This is a genomic window from Sphingomonas sp. IC4-52 (assembly GCF_020707225.1).
Taxonomy (GTDB): Bacteria; Pseudomonadota; Alphaproteobacteria; order Sphingomonadales; family Sphingomonadaceae; genus Sphingomonas.
This window is the reverse complement of record NZ_JAJFEU010000009.1, coordinates 1-25,273: the sequence shown is the minus strand read 5'-3', so window position 1 is coordinate 25,273 and position 25,273 is coordinate 1. Positions and strand designations below refer to the sequence as shown.

Annotated in this window: 22 protein-coding genes; 17 read left to right on the top strand and 5 right to left on the bottom strand. The window is 61.3% G+C overall.

Translation table 11 applies throughout. The annotated features are described in order from the left end of the window. Positions 1-227 precede the first annotated feature (227 nt). Entirely contained in the window at positions 228-491 is a 264-nt protein-coding gene (locus LK535_RS16300; RefSeq protein ID WP_227772986.1) for a hypothetical protein, read from the top strand. A gap of 1,136 nt (positions 492-1,627) precedes the next feature. Here LK535_RS16300 and LK535_RS16295 read toward each other — a convergent pair. The 4 genes from LK535_RS16295 to LK535_RS16280 are packed head-to-tail and all read right to left on the bottom strand — an operon-like array spanning position 1,628 to position 7,261. Next, a complete protein-coding gene (locus LK535_RS16295) occupies positions 1,628-2,854 on the bottom strand; it encodes a hypothetical protein (protein WP_227772985.1) in 1,227 nt (408 codons plus the stop codon). An 8-nt stretch (positions 2,855-2,862) separates the two neighbouring features. Then, the gene (locus LK535_RS16290; RefSeq protein ID WP_227772984.1) at positions 2,863-5,073 is read right to left on the bottom strand and encodes a GumC family protein; all 2,211 of its coding nucleotides are present in this window, start codon (positions 5,071-5,073) and stop codon (positions 2,863-2,865) included. 15 nt (positions 5,074-5,088) lie between these two features. After that, on the bottom strand, positions 5,089-5,799 hold the full coding sequence (locus LK535_RS16285; protein ID WP_227772983.1) for a polysaccharide biosynthesis/export family protein: 711 nt from the start codon (positions 5,797-5,799) through the stop codon (positions 5,089-5,091). Between the two features lie 46 nt (positions 5,800-5,845). Next, positions 5,846-7,261, bottom strand: coding sequence for an O-antigen ligase family protein (locus LK535_RS16280; protein ID WP_227772982.1), 1,416 nt, complete (start codon positions 7,259-7,261; stop codon positions 5,846-5,848). Between the two features lie 210 nt (positions 7,262-7,471). Here LK535_RS16280 and LK535_RS16275 point away from each other — a divergent pair, with 210 nt between their 5' ends. The 10 genes from LK535_RS16275 to LK535_RS16225 are packed head-to-tail and all read left to right on the top strand — an operon-like array spanning position 7,472 to position 17,305. After that, the gene (locus LK535_RS16275) at positions 7,472-8,740 is read left to right on the top strand and encodes a sugar transferase (protein WP_227772981.1); all 1,269 of its coding nucleotides are present in this window, start codon (positions 7,472-7,474) and stop codon (positions 8,738-8,740) included. Next, entirely contained in the window at positions 8,737-9,234 is a 498-nt protein-coding gene (locus tag LK535_RS16965) for an N-acetyltransferase (protein ID WP_321576575.1), read from the top strand. Before LK535_RS16275 ends, LK535_RS16965 begins: the two co-directional genes overlap by 4 nt. Next, complete coding sequence (locus LK535_RS16260; protein WP_227772980.1) at positions 9,231-9,665, top strand: sugar 3,4-ketoisomerase; 435 nt, start codon at positions 9,231-9,233, stop codon at positions 9,663-9,665. The genes LK535_RS16965 and LK535_RS16260 overlap by 4 nt, the downstream gene beginning before the upstream one ends. Beyond that, the gene (locus tag LK535_RS16255; protein ID WP_227772979.1) at positions 9,662-10,759 is read left to right on the top strand and encodes a DegT/DnrJ/EryC1/StrS family aminotransferase; all 1,098 of its coding nucleotides are present in this window, start codon (positions 9,662-9,664) and stop codon (positions 10,757-10,759) included. Before LK535_RS16260 ends, LK535_RS16255 begins: the two co-directional genes overlap by 4 nt. A gap of 10 nt (positions 10,760-10,769) precedes the next feature. Further along, positions 10,770-12,041 carry an O-antigen translocase gene (locus tag LK535_RS16250; protein ID WP_227772978.1) on the top strand — a complete coding sequence of 424 codons (1,272 nt, stop codon included), beginning with the start codon at positions 10,770-10,772 and terminating at the stop codon, positions 12,039-12,041. Beyond that, on the top strand, positions 12,041-13,045 hold the full coding sequence (locus LK535_RS16245; protein WP_227772977.1) for a glycosyltransferase family 2 protein: 1,005 nt from the start codon (positions 12,041-12,043) through the stop codon (positions 13,043-13,045). Before LK535_RS16250 ends, LK535_RS16245 begins: the two co-directional genes overlap by 1 nt. Further along, positions 13,032-14,078, top strand: coding sequence for an EpsG family protein (locus LK535_RS16240; protein WP_227772976.1), 1,047 nt, complete (start codon positions 13,032-13,034; stop codon positions 14,076-14,078). Before LK535_RS16245 ends, LK535_RS16240 begins: the two co-directional genes overlap by 14 nt. A gap of 21 nt (positions 14,079-14,099) precedes the next feature. Then, positions 14,100-14,996 carry a glycosyltransferase family 2 protein gene (locus LK535_RS16235; protein WP_227772975.1) on the top strand — a complete coding sequence of 299 codons (897 nt, stop codon included), beginning with the start codon at positions 14,100-14,102 and terminating at the stop codon, positions 14,994-14,996. A gap of 57 nt (positions 14,997-15,053) precedes the next feature. Then, the gene (locus LK535_RS16230) at positions 15,054-16,139 is read left to right on the top strand and encodes a glycosyltransferase family 4 protein (RefSeq protein WP_227772974.1); all 1,086 of its coding nucleotides are present in this window, start codon (positions 15,054-15,056) and stop codon (positions 16,137-16,139) included. Next, positions 16,136-17,305, top strand: coding sequence for a glycosyltransferase family 4 protein (locus tag LK535_RS16225; protein WP_227772973.1), 1,170 nt, complete (start codon positions 16,136-16,138; stop codon positions 17,303-17,305). Before LK535_RS16230 ends, LK535_RS16225 begins: the two co-directional genes overlap by 4 nt. Positions 17,306-17,327: 22 nt before the next feature. On the opposite strand, the gene asnB is transcribed toward LK535_RS16225, so the two are convergent. After that, positions 17,328-19,268, bottom strand: coding sequence for an asparagine synthase (glutamine-hydrolyzing) (gene asnB, locus LK535_RS16220; RefSeq protein WP_227772972.1), 1,941 nt, complete (start codon positions 19,266-19,268; stop codon positions 17,328-17,330). A 106-nt stretch (positions 19,269-19,374) separates the two neighbouring features. Between asnB and LK535_RS16215 the strand changes: the two genes are divergently transcribed. From LK535_RS16215 to LK535_RS16190, 6 genes are all read left to right on the top strand, one after another. Continuing rightward, positions 19,375-20,757, top strand: a complete 1,383-nt coding sequence (locus tag LK535_RS16215) for a right-handed parallel beta-helix repeat-containing protein (RefSeq protein WP_227772971.1) — start codon at positions 19,375-19,377, stop codon at positions 20,755-20,757. A 21-nt stretch (positions 20,758-20,778) separates the two neighbouring features. Next, a complete protein-coding gene (locus tag LK535_RS16210; protein ID WP_321576574.1) occupies positions 20,779-21,876 on the top strand; it encodes an SDR family oxidoreductase in 1,098 nt (365 codons plus the stop codon). A 15-nt stretch (positions 21,877-21,891) separates the two neighbouring features. Further along, on the top strand, positions 21,892-23,163 hold the full coding sequence (locus LK535_RS16205) for a nucleotide sugar dehydrogenase (protein WP_227772970.1): 1,272 nt from the start codon (positions 21,892-21,894) through the stop codon (positions 23,161-23,163). A gap of 32 nt (positions 23,164-23,195) precedes the next feature. Next, a complete protein-coding gene (gene rfbC, locus LK535_RS16200) occupies positions 23,196-23,792 on the top strand; it encodes a dTDP-4-dehydrorhamnose 3,5-epimerase (RefSeq protein ID WP_227772969.1) in 597 nt (198 codons plus the stop codon). 14 nt (positions 23,793-23,806) lie between these two features. Continuing rightward, positions 23,807-24,859, top strand: a complete 1,053-nt coding sequence (gene rfbB / locus LK535_RS16195) for a dTDP-glucose 4,6-dehydratase (protein ID WP_227772968.1) — start codon at positions 23,807-23,809, stop codon at positions 24,857-24,859. Then, the coding region (locus LK535_RS16190) for an SDR family oxidoreductase (protein ID WP_227772967.1) at positions 24,856-25,273 on the top strand (418 nt) is incomplete at its 3' end. The genes rfbB and LK535_RS16190, both read left to right, overlap by 4 nt.

Genomic DNA, 25,273 nt, shown 5'->3' with positions numbered 1-25,273 from the left:
CATGTCGATATGTCGACGTGGCGACATGGTGGCATTGCTACATGCTTGGCGAGGGGAGCCGCGCCGCAACCGGCACGCCCGACCCACGGCTGGGCGCCAGAGGGCGAGGGTTCAGAGGGTCAGAGGGTAAACCCCGGTCATGCAACCAAATCAGCGGCGCGTGGTTCATGCCCTGCGCGTTTCGCTTGATGGCGAAGGATGCCGTGCGCCTGATGAGGAGGACCTACATGATCACCAAATTCCTGACAGCTGCAGCCGCAACTGCCATGGTCGCCGCCCCCGTGGCCGCTTCGGCCGCTCCGGCTGCGCCCACCAGCGCAGCCTCCAGCCTGTCGCTCGGCAACGCGACCCGCGCGTCCGCTCCGACGACCGGCGCCAACAAGGCGGCAGGCGGCAGCGGCATCGCGATCGCACTGGGCGCCCTGCTGGCCGGCGGCATCATCTATGCCATCGTCGACGGCGCCGACGACAACGATTCCGACAGCAACTAAGCTGTTCCCGGCGCTCCTGCAAAGGAGCGCCGGCATTGGCGGTGAAAGTACCGCCGCCCGCGCAAAGCCAGCTGCAGCCGATCGCGCGGTGTCCGCCGCGTAGAGACGATGGCGCGCGTCAGCAGGCCAGTGGCTGGAACGCAACACAGTTCCTGAGCAACGCCAGATCCTGCCCGGCGTCGGAGTAATCGCGGCGACCAGAGGGCGATGCAGATAGCGGCACAGCGACCCACAGTGATGTTCTTCAGCGGGCGCTGACGATCGCGCTGGCAGACTTGCCGGGATGAACTCGGTTGCCGGCCTCCAGACACATGCTTCGGCCCTCGGCGTACATTTTCGAGCCGCCTGCTGGCCGCTTCAGGAGATCGACCCAGTTGCGAAGTTCGTTCGTCGGGCAAGCTCTTAATGCCCTTGGGCGGCGGCTCGCCAAGCGCTTGAGCATCAGGGCTCCAGCGCTGAAGGGTTGGGACACGTACAACGACTTCTAACAGGCGACTTATCGACGATGAGCTAGACGATGCCATGCGTAGCTCCGGGCCGCGCGATCGTGTTAGAGTCAGGTCGAGCCTAGAGCCTGGTGCCTCCATCCTCAGCCAGCATCAAGCTTATCCTACTTTTGATAAAGGACATTATCATACTAACGAGCTTGAGTGGTGATCCTGGCTGTCGCTACTTCTGCAGTCATACCATCCAGCTGCCGCGGATGGCGGTGTTCCGTTCTCATCAGTGTTTTTTGCAGGTCCGGCGGAAAGCGAAATCGCCACGCCGGACGCCCGCTGATGCATCGGCCGGTACATCAAGGCTTGGCAATCAGAACGATCAGCGGCCGCCTCGCGGCGTCTTGCGTACTTGGTCACCGGCCACTTCAAACGGTGAGGCGGCATTGGTGGATGGATCGTAATAACGGTCGATCCGACTTCGAATGCGGCTCTGCACGCGATTCGAAACACGGTTATTGATCCGTGCTATCGGATCAATATTGGCTTTACTGCTCTCGCGCGTCTGTCGTTGCCCCACCGTGCCGGCCCCTGCATCCGGATTATCGCCACGCGTGCTATTTTGATCTTGGGCAGCGCTAGGCACCGAAGAGGTAATGAACGCCACAGCCAAGAGGACAGGCTGCCAAACACTCCCGCTCACTTTATTGGCTCCAGACGAGCCTGCACGATTTGCCCGGACAATCCCGTGATCTCATCCGAAGGCCGGGCGATCAACGCCAGCGTCTGTACCGGACAATTCGGCGGCACGGTAAACTGCCCGGTGAACACCCCCCCCTTATCGGCCGAATTAGGCACCGCGACCCGGCCGAGTTCGGCACCGTTCCGACAATTCAGCACCCAGTAGGGCAGCGATTGTTGCGGCTGTTCAATCTCGCTTCCCTTGCCGTGCAGCCGGTATGTTCCCGACGGCAGCATTTGCGTCTGCTGGACCAGTACGCCGCCTGCACCCGGCGCAACCGAGAAGGTCAACGCGCCACCTTCGGGTGACGATTGCAGTGATGCCGAAATGTTATTTTCGTTCACCGCCGTCCAATCAAAGGCCGTAGGGCGTTCGAAAACGGCGGCAAAGTTGGGATCGCGCGACACCTCACGCTTCGCTCCAGGACGGATCGCCGTATAATAGCGCCACGCTGCGTCTGCCGCATCGGCATGGATCAGCCGGTTAATGATCACTGCGCTCGGTTCATCCGGCACGCGCACACCGCGCCGGGCGGTACGTAACAGCAGATCCGCAACGGCAAGCGGATTATCGCCGCTGTTCGCCACAAAGACAATAAAGGGCGCTCCCCAGATCGGCTTGCGTGCCAACGTGGCAACCGTGCTGGTGCGCACCGCCGGATCGGCTATGGCACTTGCCAAGGTAGGAAACAGCACATCAGGCGCGCTCTTTGATGTGCGCAGTGCGATATCATATTGGTGCAGCGCCCCAGGCACGTTGTTGCGCGAAGCCTCGTCCACGATCAGCCACAACTGGGTCTGCAACTCGCGCCGCGAAAGCCGCTGTGCATAGGCGAACAAGCGGCGCGCTTGTGCTGTATCGTTGCGCGATTGTGCCTGAAGGCCAAGGGTGATCACCGCTTTAACCGCAGTGGCGTCCTGCCGCAGCGCCTTTAGTGCAAGCTGTCGTGCCGCGCCTTGCGTGGGCGAGGCCGAATGATCGGCAAGCTCCTTTGCCGCGGCGGCGGCTGTGATCCGACCATCCTCCGGCGCGAGTTGGTGGCCCCTCGCCTGCGCACCGTTTCTTACCGCCAGAGCCATGCTATGCGTCAGGCTGAAATAGCCCAGCAATGCCGCCACCGTTACAAGAACAACCCTGACAGCCCATTCAACCGGCGTGCGCCGCGCCAGCAAGACACGCCCCATCATCAACGTCAGGCTGCATCCGCGCGGCGATCACGCCCATAGCCATAGCCATATTCATAGCCATAACCATAGTTCGCCTTACGCGGCTCGAATTTCGTTAACACGCCCCCGACGATCCGGGCATTGGCGCTGGCAAGACGGCCAAGTGCGGTCTTGACCAGCGTTGCTCGAATCCCATGCGATTCCACGGCATAGATCACACCTTCGACGCGGCTCGCAATCAGCGGCGCATCGGCAAGCCCCATGACCGGGGGAGAGTCGATCACGACATGGTCATAGGTTTCAAGCAAGCGCTCGATCAGGAGCGACAAACGATTGCCCGTGAGCAATTCGGCCGCGTTAGGCGGGATCGGTCCAGCTGACATCGCAGTCAGCCCAAGCTCGCGCATCTCGAACGTCAGCGATGAGATGTCGTCTTGTCCCGACAAGAAGTTGCTAAGCCCCCGATCGTGATCAACGCCACCCAGATGATGCACCGAGGGCGACCGCATATCGCCATCGACCAGGATGACCCGGCGATGCGCACGGGCCAATGTCGTGGCCAATGCCAGCGCAGTGGTGGACTTACCCTCTGCCGGTCGTGTGGATGTCACGGCAAACGAGCGGGGCACACCGTGCTGCGTGGTGAAAGCAAGGTTGGTCTGCACCGCCAGATAGGCATCGACCAGCTCTGACTTGCGATCCAGCAACGCTTCCTTGGGCGTTGCTCCCTCCACCTTGGGCACCGACCCGAGCAGCGGCAGGCCAAGCCGGCGCTCGACTTCTGCCGGATCGGCAATCGCTTCGTCGATCTGCTCCAGAGCAAGCGCAATAGCTGCGCCTAGTACCAAGCCTGCCAGGATCGAGGCGGCAAGGTTGATGAGCAGGCGTGGGCTGGACGGCCGTTGAGGTACATCCGCAGGGTCGACAACCGCAACGTTGTTTACTCCCACGCCACCTGCCACACCGATTTCCTTGAACCGCTGGAGCAGCCCGTCATACAGGGCGCGATTGGTGTCCACCTCCTGCTGGTAGATGTTATACTGGATCGAGCGCCGGCGCAGATCAAGGAAGCTCGACTTGAGCTGATTCACTTTCGCCTGAAGCGCGCGCTCCCGCTCCACGGCCTCGCGGTAATCCGCCTGGAGTGAATTCGTGACGCGCCCTTCCTCGCGCGCGATCGAGCGATCGAGTTGATTGATTTGCGACTGGATCGCCTGGGCTGCGGGATAGCCTGGCTCGAAGCGGGTCATCAGCTGCTGATATTCCGCCGCCAACTCAGCTCGACGCTGCCGCAGGTTGTTGATTGCCACATTACGCAGCGCCTCGGTGGAGGCACCGGAGCGACCGACCTGCTGATAGCGGGCTTCGGCTTGAATCCGGTCCGCTGTCGCCTGTGAGAGCGCAGCGTTCAATGCCGCCAGATCATCGGCAACGATCGACCTTTCCGAGGTCGCACGATTGTCCCCGCTGGTTTGCGAAGGCAAGTTGATGATCTGTTGCGCCGAGGCGTAGGCGACAAGCTGACGCTGTGACTGGTCTAGCCGGTTCTTGTATTCGGCGAGCTGACGCTGAAGCAGATCGCGGCCATACGACGTCGCCTGGATCTTGCGCTCCAAATTGGTCTTGATGAAATTCTCTGCCCAGGCGTTGGCAACGCGGGCGGAGAAGTCCGCGTCCGGGCTGGTGAAGCGGATATCCACAAGACGCGACAGACGTGTCGGATCAATACTCAAATTTTTCAGCAGCACCTCGCCAGCCACTCGCTGGCGCGCAGCCCGTCCGTTGGCGGGATAGCGGCCGTTGGTCTGCTGGAATGCTGGTTTGTCCTGGGAAATACCAAACATTTCGAAGAACTCGGGATCGTCGATCAGCCGCAGTTGCGCGGCCACACGCTCCGAAAGCGAGCGCGATTGCAACAGGCCATATTGCGTCTGATAGAATTCCTGGTCGGCGACACTCGCTTCGCGTTCAACGCCTTGAAAATTAGTGACCTTGTCAGATTCTCGCGAAATTTCGATGGTTGAAGTCGCAGTGTACTTGGGGGTCATCAGCAAGGTGATGATCAACCCCAGCAGCACGCACCCGACGACGGCGGCAATGATCGCGTAGCGGCGTCGCATCGCGATACGCAGATACTGCCGCAGCAGCGGCATCGTCTCGTCGGTCAACGTGGCTGGTCCAGCCACCGTACTCGCTGAGACATTCCCGCCGAGCGCCTGAGAGGAAAGCATCTTCATTATCGACGACGAACCTTATTGCACGATCGCGATAAGCGGCGCGGCAAGCAGCGGCGCGAGCGACACGAAATCACGGAAGAGACGACGCTGTGGTGAATCACCGACCACTACTACGTCATTGGCAAAGATAGCCGGATCGTCATAAACTCCGCGGCGGATCGCATCGATATTGTAAAGCCCGGCCATCTTACGACCATTAACAGTTCGAAGGATCACCACGTCATCCTGCTTGGCGAATTCCGCCAATCCCTTTGCCGACGCGATGGCACGCAGCAGAGTCATTTGGTTCGTCACCGGGTATAATCCCGGTTCAATCACCTGTCCGTCGATCGCCACAACCTGGCTGACCGAACTCTTGATATTGACTGTAACATCGGGGTTGCGAACGTAGCGGCCCCGCAAGGCGCTTTCCACAGCCTCAGCCAACTCACCTGCTGTTTTGCCGCGCGCATCGATCGTTCCGATAAGCGGCATGGAGATCCGCCCGCTCGCATCAACCTGCATTTCGCGGCTTAATTCGGGAACGTTAAACACGTCCACCTGGATCGTATCCAACGGCCCGATCAGCGATGGGCGATCCCCGGCGGTCAGATCATTGCGGTCCGGAGGAGGCAGCGTTGCTTCATTCTCTATCACCGTTAGCTGGGACGACGATCGTAACGGCTCCCGCCCTGCGCAGGCGGACAAAGCTACGGCCAGCAACAGGACGGCACAAAGATTACGCATGCGTTTGAATGGATCCCGACCAGAATGGGTTTGTGCGCTATAGGTGTTACCTTTTGCGCGGTAAAGCCGACCTCCTTGACGGATAATCGGCCGCGTTTCCTATGCGGTCGCGCTCCTCGTCTGGACCTGTCGCCAGCCAGACGGCGGCCATCGCCAAAACTGCCATGATCATCGGCGTACGCGCGGGGTAATCCACGACACTCGCGACCAGCACAAGGAAGATCATGGCAGATCCCAGTCGTGCCAGACCGCCCGCACGCCTGGCAGGGCCGCGCCAGGCACGCAAGCTAGCCCAGCCCCACCATCCTACGGCCGCGAGCAGCAGCAGCAAGCCTGGCACACCGGCATCAAGCAGGATTTCCAGGAAGTCATTGTGCGCGTGATTGAAATAGGTCGGCTTCAAAAGACCAAACGGCTCATGCATGCGGAACAATGGGTCAAAGCCGCCCAATCCCGATCCGACCGGAAAATACGTTCCGATCATCTCGATCACCGTCGGCAAGCCGCGGCTGCGCATGTCTTGCCCGGGATCCATTTCCACAATCCGGCTGATCGCAATCGCGCGATCAGCCACGATGCTCAGCAACACCAGCACCGCCAGCATGGCGACAACCCCGGCGATGATGGCCGGCAATACCCACCGTGCCGCCTTGTCGAACAGGGCCTTTAGCCCATCCCGTGCGAGCAGCAGGCCAATTCCCAGAGCACTGACACCCAGCAACAGTCCCGCGCGCGAGCCGGTCGCCAATATCGTCAGAACAAACAAGGGGACGAGACCACAGGCAACCGCAATCCGCCAGTTCCAGCCATGCCCGTGGGAAAATGCCCAGATTGGTGCGATGAGACAACCGAACGCCATGAACAAAGCGAAATGGTTGCGATTGGCGAAGCTGCCACTAACCTCACCAGCAGTATCGTTGATGAACGGGTTGTTCAACACCACGCCTGAAAATTGCAGTAGTCCGACCAGCATGGACGCGCCGATCAGGCTCAGCAGCACCGGCATCAACCAGCGGCGCTCTGTCCTGTTCAATGCTGTTGCCAGATACAAGGTTGTTACCGGCACGATCAGGGACTCAGCAGCATTGCGCGCGCCACCCGGGACGATCGCCCAAGGCCGCCAAGGCTGAGCCTGCCCCGTGATGTCCATGGCTTCCACAAACGGTTCGCGGCCTGGGAGCGCCTGCCACACATCCGGCGGCAAGGGCACGAGCTGAAGCAGCGCCAGTGCAACCATGCTGCCCAGCAACAGCCAGACCGGACGCGCCGCGGAAAAGGCCGGGCGACACAACAACAGACCCACGATCAACGCGGCCCAGGCGGCGCCACGCACAATGACCTGCCCCGCTGCGCTGTCCCTGGACGCGCCCCCTGCAAGCCACAAGATGACCAGCAACCCGGCAAGCAGCACAAGGGGCAGACTTGGCCGGGAAAGCGGACGAGAGTGAGATTGCGTGCTCATGATCGCCCTCGCGCTTAGGCGATCAGCGGCGCCAACGAAACTGCGTTCATCCGCGAACAACGGCATCGCGGCCGACGAGGCAGGTCAGCTTGTTGCAATGAGAAAGGCCGGCGTCTATCGGCCACGGCGGACTTCACAAGGCCGACAGAGCAGACGCGGAAGATATCCAGCCTCTTGCACAGACACTGAAACCGGATCGAGAGCGCCTTAGTGGGTAATCTGCAACTTCGTCATGCCTCGCACTGGGAAAGTTTCTGGTTCCAAGTGGGCGGTGGCATCCTTATCGCCGGTGTTCTTCCTTACCTGACACGCATGGCGCTGGGCCTGCCGCCGAACGATTACGCTATACATCTTTACACGCTCATTGGCGTTGTCGCCGCCACAGTGGTGGCCATCTGGCTGACCCGGCATATCGCCACCTATCCCGGGCAAGAAGCGGCGTCCTCCCTGCTGCCGTCGTTTGGCCTGGCTTACGGTACCTTGCTTGGCATCTTCATTTTGTCCCGGATCCAGTACAATCGCGTTAGCCTGGTAGCGGGATTGGTATTCGGCTTCATCTGGATGCTGTTCGTCCTGACGACCTCCCAACGGCGGCGGCTACGGATCGGGTTGATCCCGATCGGCAATATCCAGACGTTGATGGAAATCGAAAACGTCGACTGGCACCTGCTTCACTCTCCCGATGAGCCCATTGACGGCATTGATGCGGTAGCAGTGGACCTGCGCGGTGACTTGCCGGATGCATGGGAAACCAGGCTTGCCGATTATGCCCTCGCCCAGCTCCCGGTTCTGCACAGCAAGCACCTGATGGAATCCCTGACCGGCAGGGTGGAGCTGGAGCATCTGTCCGAAAACAGTTTTGGATCGTTGACGCCGCGGCCGGCCTATCGGGTAGTGAAGCACGCCATCGATTGGATAGCAGCGGCGGTTCTTGGCATTTTGCTGCTGCCTCTGATGCTGTTGATTGCCCTTCTGGTGAAGGTCACATCGGCCGGGCCCGCGCTGTTCGTACAGGAACGCATCGGCTCGCGGGGGCAACCGTTCCGGGTTTACAAGTTTCGCACCATGACGGCGGCGGTTGATCCAACGCGCGATGTACGTGAAGCGGCGATCACGCAAAGCGGGGACAGCCGGATCACCCCCTTGGGCAGATTTTTGCGCAAGAGCCGATTGGATGAATTGCCGCAGCTCTTCAACGTCCTGAAGGGCGAGATGAGCTTCATTGGCCCGCGTCCGGAGGCAGCCGTCCTGTCACGCTGGTACGAGCAGGAAATCCCCTTCTATCGGTATCGTCACATCATCCGGCCGGGCATCGCGGGCTGGGCACAGGTCTGCCAGGGCCATGTCGCCGAGGTGGATGAAGTGCGCAACAAGCTCCACTACGACTTCTATTACATCAAACATTATTCTCCCTGGATCGACATGCTGATCGTCGTGAAGACCATCCGCACCATGATCACTGGACACGGATCGAAATGACCAGTCTGCCCGGGCCCTTCATTCACCCCATGTCCGACATCCAGACCAGCAGGATTGGGGATGGCACCAGGATCTGGCAGTTTTGCGTCATACTCGACGGCGCGGAGATCGGCGCCGGCTGCAACATCTGCTCGCATTGCCTGATCGAGGGCGGCGTTAGGATCGGTAACGACGTGACGGTGAAATCCGGCGTCCAGTTGTGGAGCGGGATCACGATCGAGGACGGGGTCTTCATCGGTCCCAACGCGACGTTCACCAACGATCTGCGTCCGCGGTCGAAAGATTATTCGACCCCCTTTCTGGACACGGTCGTGCGGGCGGGCGCATCGGTCGGCGCCAATGCCACGATCCTTCCGGGGATCGAAATCGGCGCCGGGGCGATGGTCGGGGCGGGGGCGGTAGTAACGCGCAGCGTTCCGCCAGGCGCAACGGTGGTCGGCAATCCGGCGACCATTGTCTCCTCCAGCAAACGGCGGGACGAAACCACCATATGACCCCATTGCTTGACCTGTGTCGGATCACCGATCTGCCCAAGATCCAGGATATCCGCGGCAACCTGACGTTCGTGGAAGGCGGGCGTCACGTTCCGTTCGGCATTCAGCGCATCTATTATCTGTACGATGTACCGGGCGGTGCGGAGCGCGGCTCTCACGCCCATAAGGCGCTGCACCAGTTCATCATTTCGGTGTCAGGCAGTTTTGACGTGGTCCTCGACGACGGCATCACACGCAAAACCTTCCACCTGAACCGGCCCTATCAGGCATTGTATGTGTGCCCGATGATCTGGCGCGATCTGGAAAATTTTTCCTCTGGCTCCGTCTGCCTTGTCCTTGCCTCGAACACCTATGAGGAAGACGATTATTTTCGCGATTACGACGCCTATCTCGCCGCGCGTCGGGCATCCCTCCATTATGATGGTCAATGATGGTCGAGTTTCTTGATCTGGGCGCTGGCGCACGGGCCCGGCGGGACGATTTGCTGGCCGCAGCGGCGCGGGTCATCGACAGCGGCTGGTTCATTCTGGGCGAGGAGGTCGCCAGCTTCGAACGCGAATTCGCCGCTTATTGCGATGCGCCGGCCGCAGTCGGCGTCGCCAACGGCCTGGATGCCATTTCACTGGCGTTGCGCGCGCTCGGCATCGGGCCGGGGGACGAGGTCATCGTTCCCAGCAACACCTATATTGCGACCTGGCTGGCCGTCAGCCATGTCGGCGCGGTGCCGATCGGCGTGGAGCCTGATCCGGCCACCTGCAACATCGATCCCGACTTGGTGGAAGCGGCCATCACGCCGCGCACACGGGCCATCATCGCCGTCCATCTGTACGGTCAGCCGGCCGATCTCGATCCGTTGCGCGCCATTGCCACACGCCACGATCTGGCGCTGATCGAGGATGCGGCGCAGGCGCATGGCGCCCGGTACAAGGGCCGACGCATCGGCAGCGACGAAGGCGCGATCGTCACCTGGAGCTTCTATCCGGGCAAGAACCTAGGCGCGCTTGGCGATGGCGGTGCGGTGACTGCCGATACGGCAATGGCCGACGCAATCGGCCGGCTGCGCAATTATGGCTCCAGCCGCAAATATCATCATGAGGTGATCGGCTATAACAGCCGCCTCGATGAGATGCAGGCCGCGTTTCTGCGCGCCAAGCTGCCGCATCTGGATACGGAGAACGAACGGCGCCGCGCGATCGCGGCCCGCTACAGCGCCGGGCTGCAGGGGCTGGATCTGATCCTACCGTCGGTGCCGGAATGGGCCGAGCCGGTGTGGCACCTGTATGTCGTGCAGCATCCGGCGCGCGATGCGTTGGCGGCGCATCTGCGCGAACAGGGGATCGCAACCATGATCCATTATCCGGTCGCGCCGCACCTGCAGCCCGCTTATGCCGCGCTTGGCCTTGGCGAAGGCACCTTCCCGATCAGCGAGCGGCTGCATCGTGAGGTGTTGAGCCTGCCCATCGGCCCCATGCTGACCGACGATGAGGTCGATCAGGTCATCGACGCGATCCGACGTTTCTTCTGAGGCGCTTCGTTTGAGCCTTATTCGGACCAGCTTCTGGAACGGCATCGCCGTGGCCGTGCGCATGGGCACAGCGCTGCTGCTGAACAAGATCCTGGCGATCTACGTCGGTCCGTCCGGCTATGCGATCATCGGGCAGTTCCAGAACCTGGTTGGCATGATCGTCACCTTCGCGACCGGGGCGACCAATACCGGCGTTGTCAAATATACTGCCGAACTTTTCGACGACGAAGCATCGCAGCGGCGATTATGGCAGACGGCCGGCACCGTAACGCTGATCGCCTCACTCATCAGTGCGGTCGCCATCGTGCTGGCGCGCGACTTCCTGGCGCGCGAACTGCTGCACGATCCGGCCTTGGCCAGCATCTTCCTGTGGCTGGCGGCCGGCCTTGTCTTCATCAGCCTGAATGCCCTTCTGCTGGCGCTGCTGAACGGCAAGAAGGAAGTGAAACGCTACGTCATCAGCAATATCGCGGGCTCATTCATCGGGCTCGCCGTGACGGGAGCGCTGGCTTATTGGTATGGCCTGTACGGTACGCTGGTGGCGCTCAGCATCAATCAGGCGCTGGTGTTTTTCGTCACGTTCCATCAGGTGGCGCGCACGGCGTGGTTCCGGCTGCGCTATTTGGTCGGCCGGATCGATCGCCGGCATCTGCGCGCGCTGGGAGGGTTCGTCGCCATGGCGGCCGCCAGCGCGATCGCCGCCCCGCTTAGCCAGGTGGCGGTGCGTAACGATCTCGCCGCCCAGTTCGGCTGGGATTACGCCGGTTACTGGGATGCGATGTGGCGTATCAGCACCATCTATCTCACCTTCGTCACGGTAACGCTGTCGCTATATTATCTGCCGCGCCTGTCGGAAATCCGTGATCCAGCCGAGCTGCGTCGCGAGATCCTTGGTACCTATCGGATCGTCGTGCCGGCAGTGACGGTGATCTCGCTGGCCTTGTACCTGCTGCGCGATCTGGTCATCGCGATCCTGTTCACCGCCGACTTCGCCCCGATGGAGGTTCTGTTCGGCTGGCAGATGGCCGGCGACGTGGTGAAGATTTCCAGCTGGGTTTTGTCATTCGTGATGCTGGGTCGAGGCATGACCCGCCTGTTCATCGTCACCGAGCTGCTGTTCGCATTGTCCTTCTGGGCCAGCGCGGCACTTCTCACACGGCTTTTCGGCTTTGAAGGTGTGGCGATGGCGCATCTGGCAAACTATGCGGTGTACATGGTGGCAATGTGGTATCTGATCCTAGTCCGCTCTCCCGAGACGCGGCCAGTACCCGGCCGCGCCTGATGGTGGGTCAGGTTCCTTTGCCGGCGGGAGCCGCTCCGCTCGAACTGCTGCGCGAAACGGGCGTGGCAAGTGATGATCGCCTGCTGACGATCGTGATCGGATCGTACAATCATTGCCGCTATCTGCCGGAGGCATTCGCCGCGATCGAGGCATCGCAGGCGTGCGATCGCCTGGCCGTGATCTTCATCGACGATGGATCGCCGGACGGGACGATGGATTTCGTCGCCTCCTATCCGTTCGATCCGGCGCTGCACGTGCGCATTTATGCCAAGCGCAACGCCGGGCTGCGGGATTCCCTGGCCAGCGGCCTGGCGCTGACGGACACCCGCTTCGTCGCGTTCATCGCTTCCGACGATTATTACGAGCCGCAGGGCCTAGCCGCGGTGGTTGCGCGGCTGGAGGTGCAGGGTAACGACGACCTATGCTGGATCTGTCAGGCCACCTATCTCGAGGGGCGTGACGGCGAACTGGTATATGGCGATGCGACTGCCGCGATGATCGATGCCGCGCCCGAGCCGCGCGAACGGGCGCTAAGCGTTGAATTCCCCAAACCCCTGCTGCTGCAATCATCCGTGTTCGGCACAGCGATGCTGCGCGATACACGGGCATGGCAGGACAAGCTGATGCTCGACGATTGGCCAACCTTCGTCAAAGTTTCCCGCCTTGCGCGTCACCGCCCGGTCGACATGCGCACGATGTTCGAAATCGTGCTGTGCCGTTATCGGGTGCATGACAGCGGCACCCACAATAACCTGCGCCGTCAGTTAGCCATTTGCATGGAAGTCGCCACGCAAGGGGTCGCTCCCGAATATCGACGCGAAGCCGTCGCGAACGTGCTTGCCGACGTCGCGCTGATCCATCTGTACCAGCGCGAATTGCCGCAGGCCGCGAAGCTGTTTGGGCAAGCCTTGATCAAAAATCCTGTTCCCGGCACGATCACGCGGCCCCTCGGGCGAGTTTTTTCCTCGATTACCAGACGGATAGGGCGCGATGGCAGCCGCTGAAACCTTCGCGACCGGAGAACCCATCGGCCTTCAGAAACCGGTTTTCCCGATTGCCGCCCCGGAAACATTTGGCTGGGCAGCAATGGTCGTTCTCCTCTCGCTGGCGTCTTCCAACGCCTGGCTTGGCGTGGGACGAGACTATCTTGAATATGTCGACTATTTCTGGCGCATTCCGCCGTTCTTCTCATTTCAAGATACGCGGTTCGAACCCGGCTTTCACCTTGTGTCTTGGGTTTTCGCGCATGTTCTCAAACTGCCGTACCAGGCACTGTTTTTCACAGTTGTATTCGCCTCACTTGCGATAAAGGCATTTCTTTTTAAGAGATACCTTACGTATCCTTTGACAGCAATGGCTGTCTACTTAGCCACTTTCTACCCTAGTCAAGAGTATACGCAGATAAGGGCTTCTCTGGCTATATCGTTGGGCATGTTGGCTATTCACACGTTATTTGAAAAGAGGTTTATCCTTACAGGGGTAATTTGCCTGGCAGGCTTCTCTTTTCACTATAGCATCATTCTTCTTTTCTGTGCGTTCGGGGGAGCCTATGTTCTTCGCCGGAACATTCCCTCTCTTATTGCCGTTTCAATTGGTCTCCTTGTTATAGTATTTACACTTATTTCAGGCGGCGGAATAAACAATCTTCTTATATCTTTGTTCTCCAACTTCAATCCACTCGTTGGAAGTTACGTTGACAACGTCGCGGCCATAGACTCTACATCTATGGGGTCTATAAACAATCTTATTGTTGTCGCCATTTTTGGGGCAGCCGCCTATGCAGGCTGGTTGTCTCACGGGATGTATCTAAAGTGCTTTACCATTATGGTAGGCCTTTCTATAGTATTCATCATCCTACTTTCCCAGTCTCCAATCATTGCCGTTCGCGCAAAGGAGATGTTGATGGTATCCGTTATTTTTGCGTCTTTCAGATACCCGTGGGAACGGCGCGACATAGCACCAATTATTCTCGTCTTTTCCAACGCCGCCCTTTTGCTTTTTCTGGCTATTCGAGAAGGCGTCATTTTCTCTGTTTAATATAGATCCGGAATTATTATTGTGCCCGCCGACATCGATATTGTTATCGTCAACTGGAACGCCGGCGATATGCTGCGCGACTGCGTACAGTCAGCGCTCGACACCGGCAATGATCTGCTGAGCAAGATCATCATTGTCGATAATGGATCGACCGATCAATCGCTTGATCGTCTACCTGAGGATGCTCGCATCGTTGTCGTACGAACAGGTGAGAACCTAGGCTTCGGGCGCGCGTGCAACCGTGGGGCGGCGCTGGGCAGCAGCCGCTTTCTTCTGTTCCTGAACCCGGATACCCGACTTTATCCTACGACGTTGGCCGATGTTTGCAGCTTCATGGATAGCGCGGCCGCACAGCGGGTTGGCGTTTGCGGGATACGGCTGATCGAGGATGGCGGCGCTATTCAACAGCACACCACTCAATACCCCGGACCGCTCAATATCTACCGAGTCGACAGCTTCCGTACTCCGTTCGACCACAAAAGTGATCGGAACGTCGCGCATGTGATCGGCGCATTCTATTTCATACGTCGCGACGTATTTACTCGTGTAAATGGGTTTGACGAACGTTTCTTTGTATATTTCGAAGATCTCGATATTTCACGTCGCGTCACACAGGCGGGCTGGACTATATTCTACCTTTCTACCGCGTCTTCCTATCATAAGGGAGGCGGCACATCAGATAGTATCAAGGCGCGGCGCCTTTTCTATTCTTTGACCAGTCGCCTGCAATATGCGCAGAAGCATTTCTCCACAGCCGGGTATCTTACAGTTCTTGCAATGACACTGACGGTCGAGCCGGCCATGCGCCTAGTCCGGGCTTTGGCGAACCGTTCGGGCGCGGAGGCTCAGGAGACGATCGGCGCCTACCGGCTGCTGCTTGGTCCGGAGGGACCATTCCGCTCACGTCGGCGCCACTGAAATCGTGTCCATGCCGACAGAGCTCCCTCCCCCCATCCGAACAATGATCGAGTAGCGATGCGCGTCCTTGGACTTGCCAAATATGGAACCCGGGCGGCCAGCACGCGCCAGCGGTTGCTGCAATATGCGCCCCACCTCGCCCGGCACGGGGTGGAGCTGGAAATCCGTCCGCTGCTTGATGACGATTATGTCGCCCGCCTCGCGCGGGGTGAGCCGCAGCGGCGCGGGGATGTGGCGCGTGGCTATGCCCGCCGCCTTGCCGATCTGTTCGCCGCGCGCCGGTTCGACGTGCTGTGGGTGCAATATGAGGCATTCCCCTATCTGCCCGGCATCGCGGAACGCGCGCTGGGACTGACGGGGACGCCGATCGTCTACGATATCGATGATGCGATCTTTCACATGTACGATCAGCATCGCGTGCCGCTGGTACGGCGGGTGCTGGGCAACAAGCTGGCGCCGCTGCTGCGCCAGGCGTCGGCGTGCCTGTGCGGCAACGCCTATCTTCAGGCCTATGTCGGGCAATATTGCTCCAACAGCCTGATCGTGCCGACCGTCGTCGATACCGATGCCTATCAGCCGTCGTGGCGGATCAGCCCCGATGCCCCGCCCCGCGCGACGCCGGTTGTCGGCTGGATCGGATCGCCATCGACCTGGGGCTATGTCGAACCGATGCTGCCAGTGCTGCTGCCGGTATTGGCGCGGCACGGGGCCACGCTGCGCGTCGTGGGGGCTGGCCCGCGTGCGCGCGGCATTGCCGGGATCGAGGCGATCGAATGGGCCGAGGATCGCGAGATCAGCGATATCCAGGCGATGGATATCGGCATCATGCCCTTGCCCGACGAACCATGGGCGCGCGGCAAATGCGGGTATAAACTGATCCAGTACATGGCGTGCGGTCTGCCGGTCATCGCCTCGCCTGTCGGGGTGAATGCGCAGATCGTTTCGCATGGCGTGGACGGCTTTCTCGCCACGGACACGGCAGGCTGGGCGCAGGCGCTCGAACGGTTGCTGACCGACCCTGCCCTTCGCCACGATTTCGGCCGCCATGCGCATGAGGTGGCGGAACAACGCTATTCGCTGCGCTCGCAACAGGATCGCGTCCTGTCCGTGTTGCGAGCAGCAGCCGGGAAACGCCCTTCATGACTGACCATGCCATGACCGCGCCGGGCGAAGGCGCCGTGCGATCGATCGCGATGCTGACGAGCGGCGCGGCGACCCTCGCCAATTTTCGCGGACCATTGATCCGCGAATTCGTGTCGCGCGGGATCACCGTCTATGCGCTGGCGCCCGATCATGATGCGGATACCCGCGCCGCGATGGAGCAATTGGGCGCGATCCCGGTCGATGTATCGCTGGAACGCACCGGCATGCATCCGCTGCGCGACCTGCGCGACATGTTCGGCCTGGTCCGCACCTTCCGCCGGCTGAAGCCCGATGCGGTGTTCGGTTATTTCATCAAGCCGGTCACCTACGGCACGATCGCCGCCCGCCTTGCCGGCGTGCAGCGCCGGTTCGCGATGGTGGCGGGGCTTGGCTATGTCTTCACGCCGGGGGCCGGGCCGGACACGCTGAAACGGCGCGTGCTGCGCGGGGTCGCCTCGTCGCTATACTGGCTGGCCTTTCGCCTGTGCCGGGTCGTGTTCGTGCAGAACGAGGACGATCGCAGCTTCTTCATCGACAATGGCATCGCGCCGGCCGGCCGGATCGAACTGCTCGCCGGATCGGGGGTGGATTTCGATCGCCTGTCGCCCGCGCCCGCGGTCACGGCGCCGGTCACGTTTCTGTTGATGGCCCGGCTGCTGCGGGAAAAGGGGATTGCCGAATTCGTCGAGGCCGCGCGCCTGCTGCGGGCGGATTATCCCGATGCGCGGTTCGTCCTCTTGGGCGGGTGGGATCCCAATCCCGGTGGTTTCACGCTGGAGGAAGTGCGCGCCTGGGTCGATGAGGGGTTGATTGAGTGGCCGGGCCACCAGAGTGATGTGCGCCCGATCATCGCGCAATCCAGCGTGTTCGTCCTGCCATCCTATCGCGAAGGAAAACCGCGCAGCACGCAGGAGGCGATGGCCATGGCCCGCCCGATCGTTACCACCGATGCGCCGGGGTGCCGCGATACGGTGGTGGAGGGCTATAATGGCTTCCTCGTGCCCGCTCGCGATCCCGTGCCGCTGGCGCAGGCCATGAAACGCTTCCTCGATCAGCCCGAACTGATCGAGCCGATGGGCGCGGCCAGCCGTCAGCTGGCGGAGGAACAGTTCGATGTGCGGCGGATCAATGCCCATATGCTGCGCGCCATGGGCATTACCGGCTGATCCGGGGGAGTTGAGGCTGACGTCAGGCAGCTGCCTTTACGTTGGCCATCGGCTGTTCACGCAGCCACGCCTGGAACATCAGGATGCACCACAGCCGTGTATCCAGCTGCACCTCGCCACTCAGGAACCGCCGCCAGATATCGGCCACGATCACCGGATCAAGATAGCCTTCCTCGCGCATCCGGCGCGGGTCGATCAGATCCTCCACCCAAGGGCGGAGCGGCCCGGCCAGCCATTGCCCGATCGGAATAGCGAAACCGGATTTGGGCCGGTCGATCAGATCACGCGGGACGTAACGATCCAGGATTTCACGCAGGATCATCTTGCCCCGGCCGTCGCGGATCTTGGCCTCGATCGGCACCTGCCAGGCGAATTCGACCAGGCGATGATCCAGCAACGGGACGCGCCCTTCCAGGCTGGACGCCATGCCCGCCCGGTCAACCTTCACCAGAATGTCGTCGACCATATAGGTGGTCATGTCGAGGAACATCATCGTGTTCCGGAAATCGTCGAACGCCGGCGGTTCGCTCAGGACGATGCGGCTGTCCGCGCCCAGCACCACCGGCTCTTCCTGCCATTGGGAAATAAGGCGGGTGTAAAAATCCATCGGGGATGCCGCCCCCACCACAGCCCCCACCTTGGGCAGGCGCGCGGCGAGCCCGGCGATCCGCTGACCCGGAATCATGGCCGAAACCTTTTCCGCCACGCTGCCAACCGTCTTGTGCGACAGGGCCTGGGCGGCAAGCTGGCGCAATCCGCCCGGCATCGCCTGCACCCGGTTCCAGATGCCCGCCCCGGTCACGTGCCGGTTATATCCGCCGAACAATTCGTCGCCTCCGTCGCCGGAAAGCGCCACGGTCACATGCTGGCTGGCCAGCCGGCTGACCAGAAATGTCGGGATCTGCGATGAATCCGCGAACGGCTCGTCCCAGATGTGCGGCAAGGCCGGCAACAGATCGCGGGCCTCGTCCATGCCGACATAGAATTCGGTATGCTGCGTGCCCAGATGCGTGGCGACAGCCTTTGCGTGATGTGCCTCGTTGAACGCGGGATCGTGGAATCCAATCGAGAAGGTCCGCACCGGCGTTGCGCTGCGCGATTGCATCAATCCGGCGACCAGCGAGGAATCGATCCCGCCCGACAGAAACGCGCCCAGCGGCACGTCGGCTTCCATCCGCAATCCCACCGCGTCCGCCAGCAGCGCCTCCAGCTCGTTCGCCAGTTCCGGCCCGTTCTGCCGCGGCGATGCCACCCCCGCGCGAGCGACCTCGGCAATATCCCAATACGGCCGCGCCACCATCTGCGTGATGTCGTTCCGCGCGATCGTCATCCAATGCGCCGCGGGCAGTTTTCGAATGCCTTGCCAGATCGATGCCGGCGCCGGAACATAGCCAAGCCGCATGAACGCGGCCAATGCCTGCCGGTCGATCCGAGGGCGGAACGCAGGGTGCTCGACCAGCGCCTTCAGTTCCGATCCGAACAGCAACGTGCCATCGTGCACGCCATAATATAGCGGCTTTTCCCCCATCCGGTCGCGCGCTAGGATCAGCGATCGGTCGGCCTTGTCCCACAAGGCGAAGGCGAACATGCCGTTCAACCGCTGCAGTGTCGCCTCGACACCCCAATGATCGAACCCTGCCAGCATCACCTCGGTATCGGAATGGCCCCGCCATTCGGGGGCCGCACCGGCTTCTTCCAGGGCGGTGCGCAACGCCCCGTGATTGTAGATCTCACCGTTGTAGATCAGCACGTATCGGCCGCTAACCGACTGCATCGGCTGATGGCCGCCCGGCGACAGATCCAGGATCGCCAAACGGCGATGTCCCAGGGCTATGCCGTTCTCTGTATCGGTCCAGCTGCCTTCGTCATCGGGCCCGCGGTGCTGTATCACCCCGGTCATCGCCCGGATCGTGGCGGCAAGGTCGATGCTGTTTCCTGTAACGAAACCGGCAATGCCGCACATCTGGTCTGTTCCTAAAGCTGTTACCGACGGCATTAGGGAGCGGTCTGTAGGATCGCAATGAAGCCATCGCTGGTTCAGTCCGAAACCACGCTACACGGAACAAGAAATGACCTCTGCGGCACGCCGCCAGCTTCTGTTGATGTTCACGGCCTTGCCATTGGTCGCTTTCCCCGCCTGTCGGGGCGCGCAGGCTGCCGAACCCCTTCCCGCGCCCGCGCTGCGGCGACGAGGTGATGCAGGTGATACGCCAGCGATCGCCCGTGCACTGGCCACAGGGCAGCCGGTGCATCTGCCTGGTGGTGGCGGCTCCGGCCCCGGCGGCGTGTATCTGGTCGACATGCTCAATCTGCCCGAGGGCGCCACCATTTCCGGTGACGGAGACACAACAGTTGTGCGCAGCACAGGTCGCAGGGTGCCCAACGTCTTTCGCGTCGACGGCTCACGCGTGACCACCCGCGGCATCACGTTGCGCGACATGGTCATCGAGGGCCATGTCCTGAATGGCGGGTTTGTTGAGCATCACAATCTGGTCAATCTGTCAGGCGTCAGCGACTGCCTGATCGAAAACGTGACATTCCGTGGCTTCGCCGGCGATGGCCTGTATCTCGGTGCGGAACGTGAGGGGATCGAACGTGTGCCGCGGCAGAATGCCCGCATCACCGTGCGCGGCTGCGTTTTCGACGGGATCAACAACGACAACCGCAACGGCATCTCCGTCATCGGGGGAAGCGATATCGTTGTCGACCGCTGCCGTTTCGTGCGGTGCACCAGGCCCGACATGCCTGGCCCGGTGGATTTTGAGGCGGACGGCTTTGCCTTCTACGTGTTCGAACGGATTTCGGTCACCAACTGCGTCTTCGAAGGGTGCGGCGGCAATGTCGGCCAAGTCAGCCTGATCACGCCGGAACAGGTACGCCGCCTGCCGCGCGGGGTGACCATTTCGGGCAACCGCTTCTCGCGCTATCGCGGCAGTGGCAGCGACGTGGCGATCATCGTCCATCGTCGCCCCACACCGTCGACACCGTCCATGGAAGTAGTGATCGAAAACAACATGGGCAGCGACGGCCGGGCGGGCGTGCGGCTATATTCGGGCAAGGGCATCATTGTCCAGAACAACCACTGGCAGCGATATCTGGGGCAAAGTTTCATCGGCTATACTGGACCCACCGATGGATGTCTTGATGTCCGGATATCCGACCACTTCGAAGAATGCGGCACGGTCGATGGTACGGCGCTGGGCATATACAATGCCGGAAGTGTAACGGTCTCGGCCAGCCGGTTCACGCGATGCGGCAATGGAAAGCCCGGCACATCCTGCATTCTCCTAGCCCCTGGCCGATCCGATGGTATCACATTAGCGAACAACGACTTTCGGGATAATCTAACGGCAGTTGCCCCCATTCGCCGTAATCCGGAGCATGTTCTGCTGCGTCGGCCCGATATACGATCGAACAATCTTGCTCGATCGGGGTCAATCGTCGCTCCCTGATACCATACGGTTTTCTGTTGGATGCCTGCCGGGCATCGGTTAGGCGACGGCCCGTCGTCATCTCCTGAAGGCAGCAACTTGCATCAACCATCCTGGCTTGCGGCTGATGAGGCCGTCCGCGACGTGCTTCGCCAAAATTCTGCTTCCTGGGTCGTGACGGGAGCAGCGGGTTTCATTGGTTCCAATCTGGTCGAAACGCTGCTGGTGAATGGCCAGCGTGTGCGCGGCCTCGATAATTTCGCGACCGGGCATCGGCACAATCTCGATGAAGTGCGCGCCAATGTGGGTGAGGAAAATTGGCAACGATTTGACTTCGTCGAGGCGGACATCCGGGATCGAGCGGCCTGCGCCGCGATCGTGGCCGATGCCGATCACATCCTGCATCAGGCCGCCTTGGGCTCCGTCCCCCGCTCGCTGGCAGATCCGCTGACCACGAACGACGTGAACATCTCGGGCTTTCTGAACATGCTCGATGCAGCACGGCGCGCGGGGGTGCGCAGCTTCACTTATGCCGCCTCCAGTTCGACCTATGGCGACGAACCGAACCTGCCCAAGATCGAGGATCGCATCGGCAATCCGCTGTCGCCTTATGCCGTGACCAAGGCGGTTAACGAACAATATGCCAGTGTCTATGCGCGCGCTTATGATTTCCGCGCGACGGGGCTGCGCTATTTCAATGTCTTTGGCCGGCGCCAGGATCCGAACGGCGCCTATGCCGCAGTGATCCCGAAATGGATCGCAGCCATGCTTAAGGGCGATGCGGTCCAGATCAACGGCGATGGCGAGACGAGCCGCGATTTTTGCTACATCGACAATGTCGTTCAGGCGAATATCCGCGCTGCCCTGGCAGCACAGGATGCCCGCGGACAAATCTATAATGTCGCGCTTGGCGATCGCAATTCGCTCAACGACCTGTTTCGCCTGCTCCAGTCCATTCTGGCCGGAAATGGCAAGGATCATACGGGCGCGCCGGTGTACGGCCCCGAACGGCCCGGCGACGTTCGCCATTCGCAGGCGGATATCTCCAAGGCACGTCGCCTGCTTGGATACGCCCCCACCCACACGCTGGGCGACGGCCTGCGTGAGGCGATGGGCTGGTACATTCGCCATCATAGCTGAAATAAAAGGGTGATCATGCGTAACGACGAGAAGATCGCGGTGATCGGGCTTGGCTATGTCGGCCTGCCAGTCGCTGTCGCCTTGGCCGAGGCATTCGAGGATGTCGTCGGCTTCGACGTATCCGAACGGCGCGTCGCTGCGCTTCAGGCCGGTTCGGACTGGACGCATGAGATCGACGATGAACGGCTTGCCGCCAGCGGGCTGCGGATCAGCGGCGATGCCGAGGATCTGCGGGGCTGCTCCTTCTATATCGTCACCGTTCCCACGCCGATCGACGATGCGCTGCAACCTGATTTGTCGCCGGTGGAGTCCGCCTGTCGCCAACTCGGCGAGGTCATCTCGCCTGGCTGCGCGATCGTCTTTGAATCGACCGTTTATCCTGGTGTGACCGAAGACGTGTGCGGGCCACTGATCGAACAGGTATCCGGCTTGAAGCGCGGCGTGGATTTCTGGCTCGGCTATTCTCCTGAACGCATCAATCCGGGCGACAAGGAACATCGCCTGGAAACGATCACGAAAATCGTCGCGGCGGAGGACGAGACGACGCTTGCGCGCCTGCGCACCGTTTATGGCAGCATCGTACAGGCCGGCCTGCACGAAGCGCCGTCGATCAAGGTCGCCGAAGCCGCCAAGGTGCTCGAAAACACCCAGCGCGATCTGAACATCGCCCTGATGAACGAACTTGCCCTGATTCTTGACCGGATGAACGTGCGCACCCGCGATGTGCTGGATGCGGCGGGCACGAAATGGAATTTCCTCAAATTTTCGCCCGGTCTGGTCGGTGGACACTGCATCGGGGTCGATCCTTATTATCTGACCCATGCCAGCGAGAAGATGGGATATCATCCCGAAGTCATTCTTGCCGGTCGCCGGGTAAACAATGGCATGGGAGCGTTCATCGCTTCCAAGGCGCTGACGCTGGTGGACAAGGCACCCGCGACGGTGCGCGTCGGCGTGCTCGGCCTCACCTTCAAGGAAGACGTGCCGGATCTGCGCAATTCCAAGGTTCCGGATATCATCACCGCGCTTCACGGCGCGGGCGCAACCGTTTTCGTGCATGATCCAATGGCCGATGCCGCAGAGGCAAAGCACGAATATGGCCTTGATCTCAGCAACCCCGGAGAGTGGCACGACATCGACGTACTGGTCTTTGCGGTTCCCCATGGGTCGTTGAAGGAAAAGGCTCAGGAACTCATCGCCGAGCTTCGGCCCGCACTTGTCATGGACGTGCGGTCATTCCTCGCGCCTTCATCTGTTCCGGTCGGAATTTCCTACTGGTCGCTTTGACAAATGCTGCGCGTCACGGTGAGACAGGGCTTATGACAGACGAGATGGCACCCGCTGCTCTTACGGCTATCAGCCCCGTCCAGCTCATCCGCCCGAAGCGCCATGGCGATGCCCGTGGCTGGTTCACCGAGGTGTATTCCGAACCCGCGTTCGACGCGCTCGGCATCACATGCCGGTTCGTGCAGGACAATCATTCGCTGTCCGTCCCCGCCTTCACCTTGCGCGGTCTGCATTTCCAGACGCCGCCTCGGGGGCAGGACAAGCTCGTGCGCTGCATCCGCGGGCGCATCTTCGACGTTGCCGTTGACGTCCGCAAAGGCTCGCCGACCTATGGCCAGTGGGTCGGGGCGGAGCTTTCCGCCGAGAACGGCCACCAGCTGTTCGTCCCGATCGGCTTCGCGCATGCCTTCCTCACGCTCGAGCCCGATTGCGAAGTGACCTACAAGGTCTCCGACACCTATGCCCCGCAGAACGATGGCGGGATCCGCTGGGACAGTGTTGGTATCGACTGGCCGATGCCGGCCGGCGCCACGCCCGAACTCAGCGCAAAGGACGCCGTCCTGCCCGGCCTCGACGACTTCGACAGCCCCTTCGCTTATGACGGCAATCCGCTGACCCCGCTCGCCTGAAGGACATTCACCGCATGCGTATCTTCGTCACCGGCGGGGCCGGTTTCATCGGCTCGGCCCTGGTCCGGCACCTCATCGAGAACACCGATTACGAGGTGCTCAACTTCGACAAGCTGACCTATGCCGGCACGCTGTCGACGGTCGAGCGGGTCGCGAACAGCAACCGTTACCGCTTCGTGCAGGGCGATATCTGCGACGCCGAGGCGGTCCGCGCCGCGATCGCCGAGTTCAAGCCCGATGTGATCACGCATCTCGCGGCGGAAAGCCATGTCGACCGCTCGATCGACGGGCCGGGCGCGTTCATCCAGACCAATGTCGTCGGCACCTATACGATGCTCGCCGAGGCGCGCTCCTACTGGCAGAGCCTCGAAGGCGACGCCAAGGCGCGGTTCCGCTTCCACCATATTTCGACCGACGAAGTGTACGGCTCGCTCGGCGAGGAAGGCCTGTTCACCGAGGATACGCCTTATGACCCGCGCTCGCCCTATTCGGCGTCGAAGGCGGGCTCCGACCACCTCGTCAGCGCCTGGGGCCACACCTTTGGCCTGCCGGTGCTGATCACCAATTGCTCGAACAATTACGGCCCCTATCACTTCCCCGAGAAGCTGGTGCCGCTGATGATCGCCAAGGCATTGGATGGTGAGCCACTGCCGGTTTACGGCAAGGGCGATCAGGTGCGCGACTGGCTGTTCGTCGAAGATCACGTCCGCGCGCTGCAGGCGGTGTTCGAGCGTGGACAGCTTGGCCGAACCTACAATGTCGGCGGGTTCAACGAGAAGCAGAACATCGAGGTCGTCCACACGATCTGCGGCATCCTCGACCAGCTGCGCCCACGCGCCGATGGCAAGCCCTATGCCGAGCAGATCACCTCGGTCGCCGACCGTCCGGGGCACGACAAGCGCTACGCGATCGACGCGACGCGGATCGAGCAGGAACTCGGCTGGCGGCCGCAGGAGACGTTCGAGACCGGCGTCGAGAAGACGGTGCGCTGGTATCTCGACAATGAGGCCTGGTGGCGCCCGATCGTCGAGCGCGGTGCGGCGCAGCGGCGCGGGGTGGCGGCGTGAAGTCCATCCTCGTCACCGGCGGGAATGGCCAGCTCGGCACCGAGCTGCAGCGCTGCGCCTGGCCCGAGGGCTATGAGGTCGTCGCGATCGATGTCGCCGATCTCGACCTCACCGATACCACTGCGATCGCCGCCAAGGTCGCAGAACGCCCATGGGCCGCAGTGATCAACGGCGCGGCCTATACCGCGGTCGACAAGGCGGAGAGCGACGTCGTCACCGCCTGGGCGGTCAACGCCATGGCCCCGGCCGCCTTCGGCGAGGCCTGCGCCAGGGCGAACATCCCGCTGGTGCAGGTGTCGACTGATTACGTCTTTGCCGGCGACAAACAGGGCGCGTGGGAGGTCGACGATCCCGTCGCGCCATTGGGTGTCTACGGCGCGTCGAAGCTGGGTGGCGAGTTGGCGGTGCGCACGA

Bases quoted from the DNA above. Each gene is read 5' to 3' on its own strand.
- asnB (WP_227772972.1), bottom strand. From the start codon at position 19,268: ATGTGCGGCATTGCCGGTTTCGTTACAGGAAACAGCATCGACCTTGCC.
- LK535_RS16255 (WP_227772979.1), top strand. From the start codon at position 9,662: ATGATGGTCGAGTTTCTTGATCTGGGCGCTGGCGCACGGGCCCGGCGG.
- LK535_RS16215 (WP_227772971.1), top strand. From the start codon at position 19,375: ATGACCTCTGCGGCACGCCGCCAGCTTCTGTTGATGTTCACGGCCTTG.
- LK535_RS16230 (WP_227772974.1), top strand. From the start codon at position 15,054: ATGCGCGTCCTTGGACTTGCCAAATATGGAACCCGGGCGGCCAGCACG.
- LK535_RS16210 (WP_321576574.1), top strand. From the start codon at position 20,779: ATGCCTGCCGGGCATCGGTTAGGCGACGGCCCGTCGTCATCTCCTGAA.
- LK535_RS16295 (WP_227772985.1), bottom strand. From the start codon at position 2,854: ATGGGGCGTGTCTTGCTGGCGCGGCGCACGCCGGTTGAATGGGCTGTC.
- LK535_RS16285 (WP_227772983.1), bottom strand. From the start codon at position 5,799: ATGCGTAATCTTTGTGCCGTCCTGTTGCTGGCCGTAGCTTTGTCCGCC.
- rfbC (WP_227772969.1), top strand. From the start codon at position 23,196: ATGACAGACGAGATGGCACCCGCTGCTCTTACGGCTATCAGCCCCGTC.
- LK535_RS16260 (WP_227772980.1), top strand. From the start codon at position 9,231: ATGACCCCATTGCTTGACCTGTGTCGGATCACCGATCTGCCCAAGATC.
- LK535_RS16240 (WP_227772976.1), top strand. From the start codon at position 13,032: ATGGCAGCCGCTGAAACCTTCGCGACCGGAGAACCCATCGGCCTTCAG.
- LK535_RS16245 (WP_227772977.1), top strand. From the start codon at position 12,041: ATGGTGGGTCAGGTTCCTTTGCCGGCGGGAGCCGCTCCGCTCGAACTG.
- LK535_RS16300 (WP_227772986.1), top strand. From the start codon at position 228: ATGATCACCAAATTCCTGACAGCTGCAGCCGCAACTGCCATGGTCGCC.
- rfbB (WP_227772968.1), top strand. From the start codon at position 23,807: ATGCGTATCTTCGTCACCGGCGGGGCCGGTTTCATCGGCTCGGCCCTG.
- LK535_RS16965 (WP_321576575.1), top strand. From the start codon at position 8,737: ATGACCAGTCTGCCCGGGCCCTTCATTCACCCCATGTCCGACATCCAG.
- LK535_RS16205 (WP_227772970.1), top strand. From the start codon at position 21,892: ATGCGTAACGACGAGAAGATCGCGGTGATCGGGCTTGGCTATGTCGGC.
- LK535_RS16290 (WP_227772984.1), bottom strand. From the start codon at position 5,073: ATGAAGATGCTTTCCTCTCAGGCGCTCGGCGGGAATGTCTCAGCGAGT.
- LK535_RS16225 (WP_227772973.1), top strand. From the start codon at position 16,136: ATGACTGACCATGCCATGACCGCGCCGGGCGAAGGCGCCGTGCGATCG.
- LK535_RS16280 (WP_227772982.1), bottom strand. From the start codon at position 7,261: ATGAGCACGCAATCTCACTCTCGTCCGCTTTCCCGGCCAAGTCTGCCC.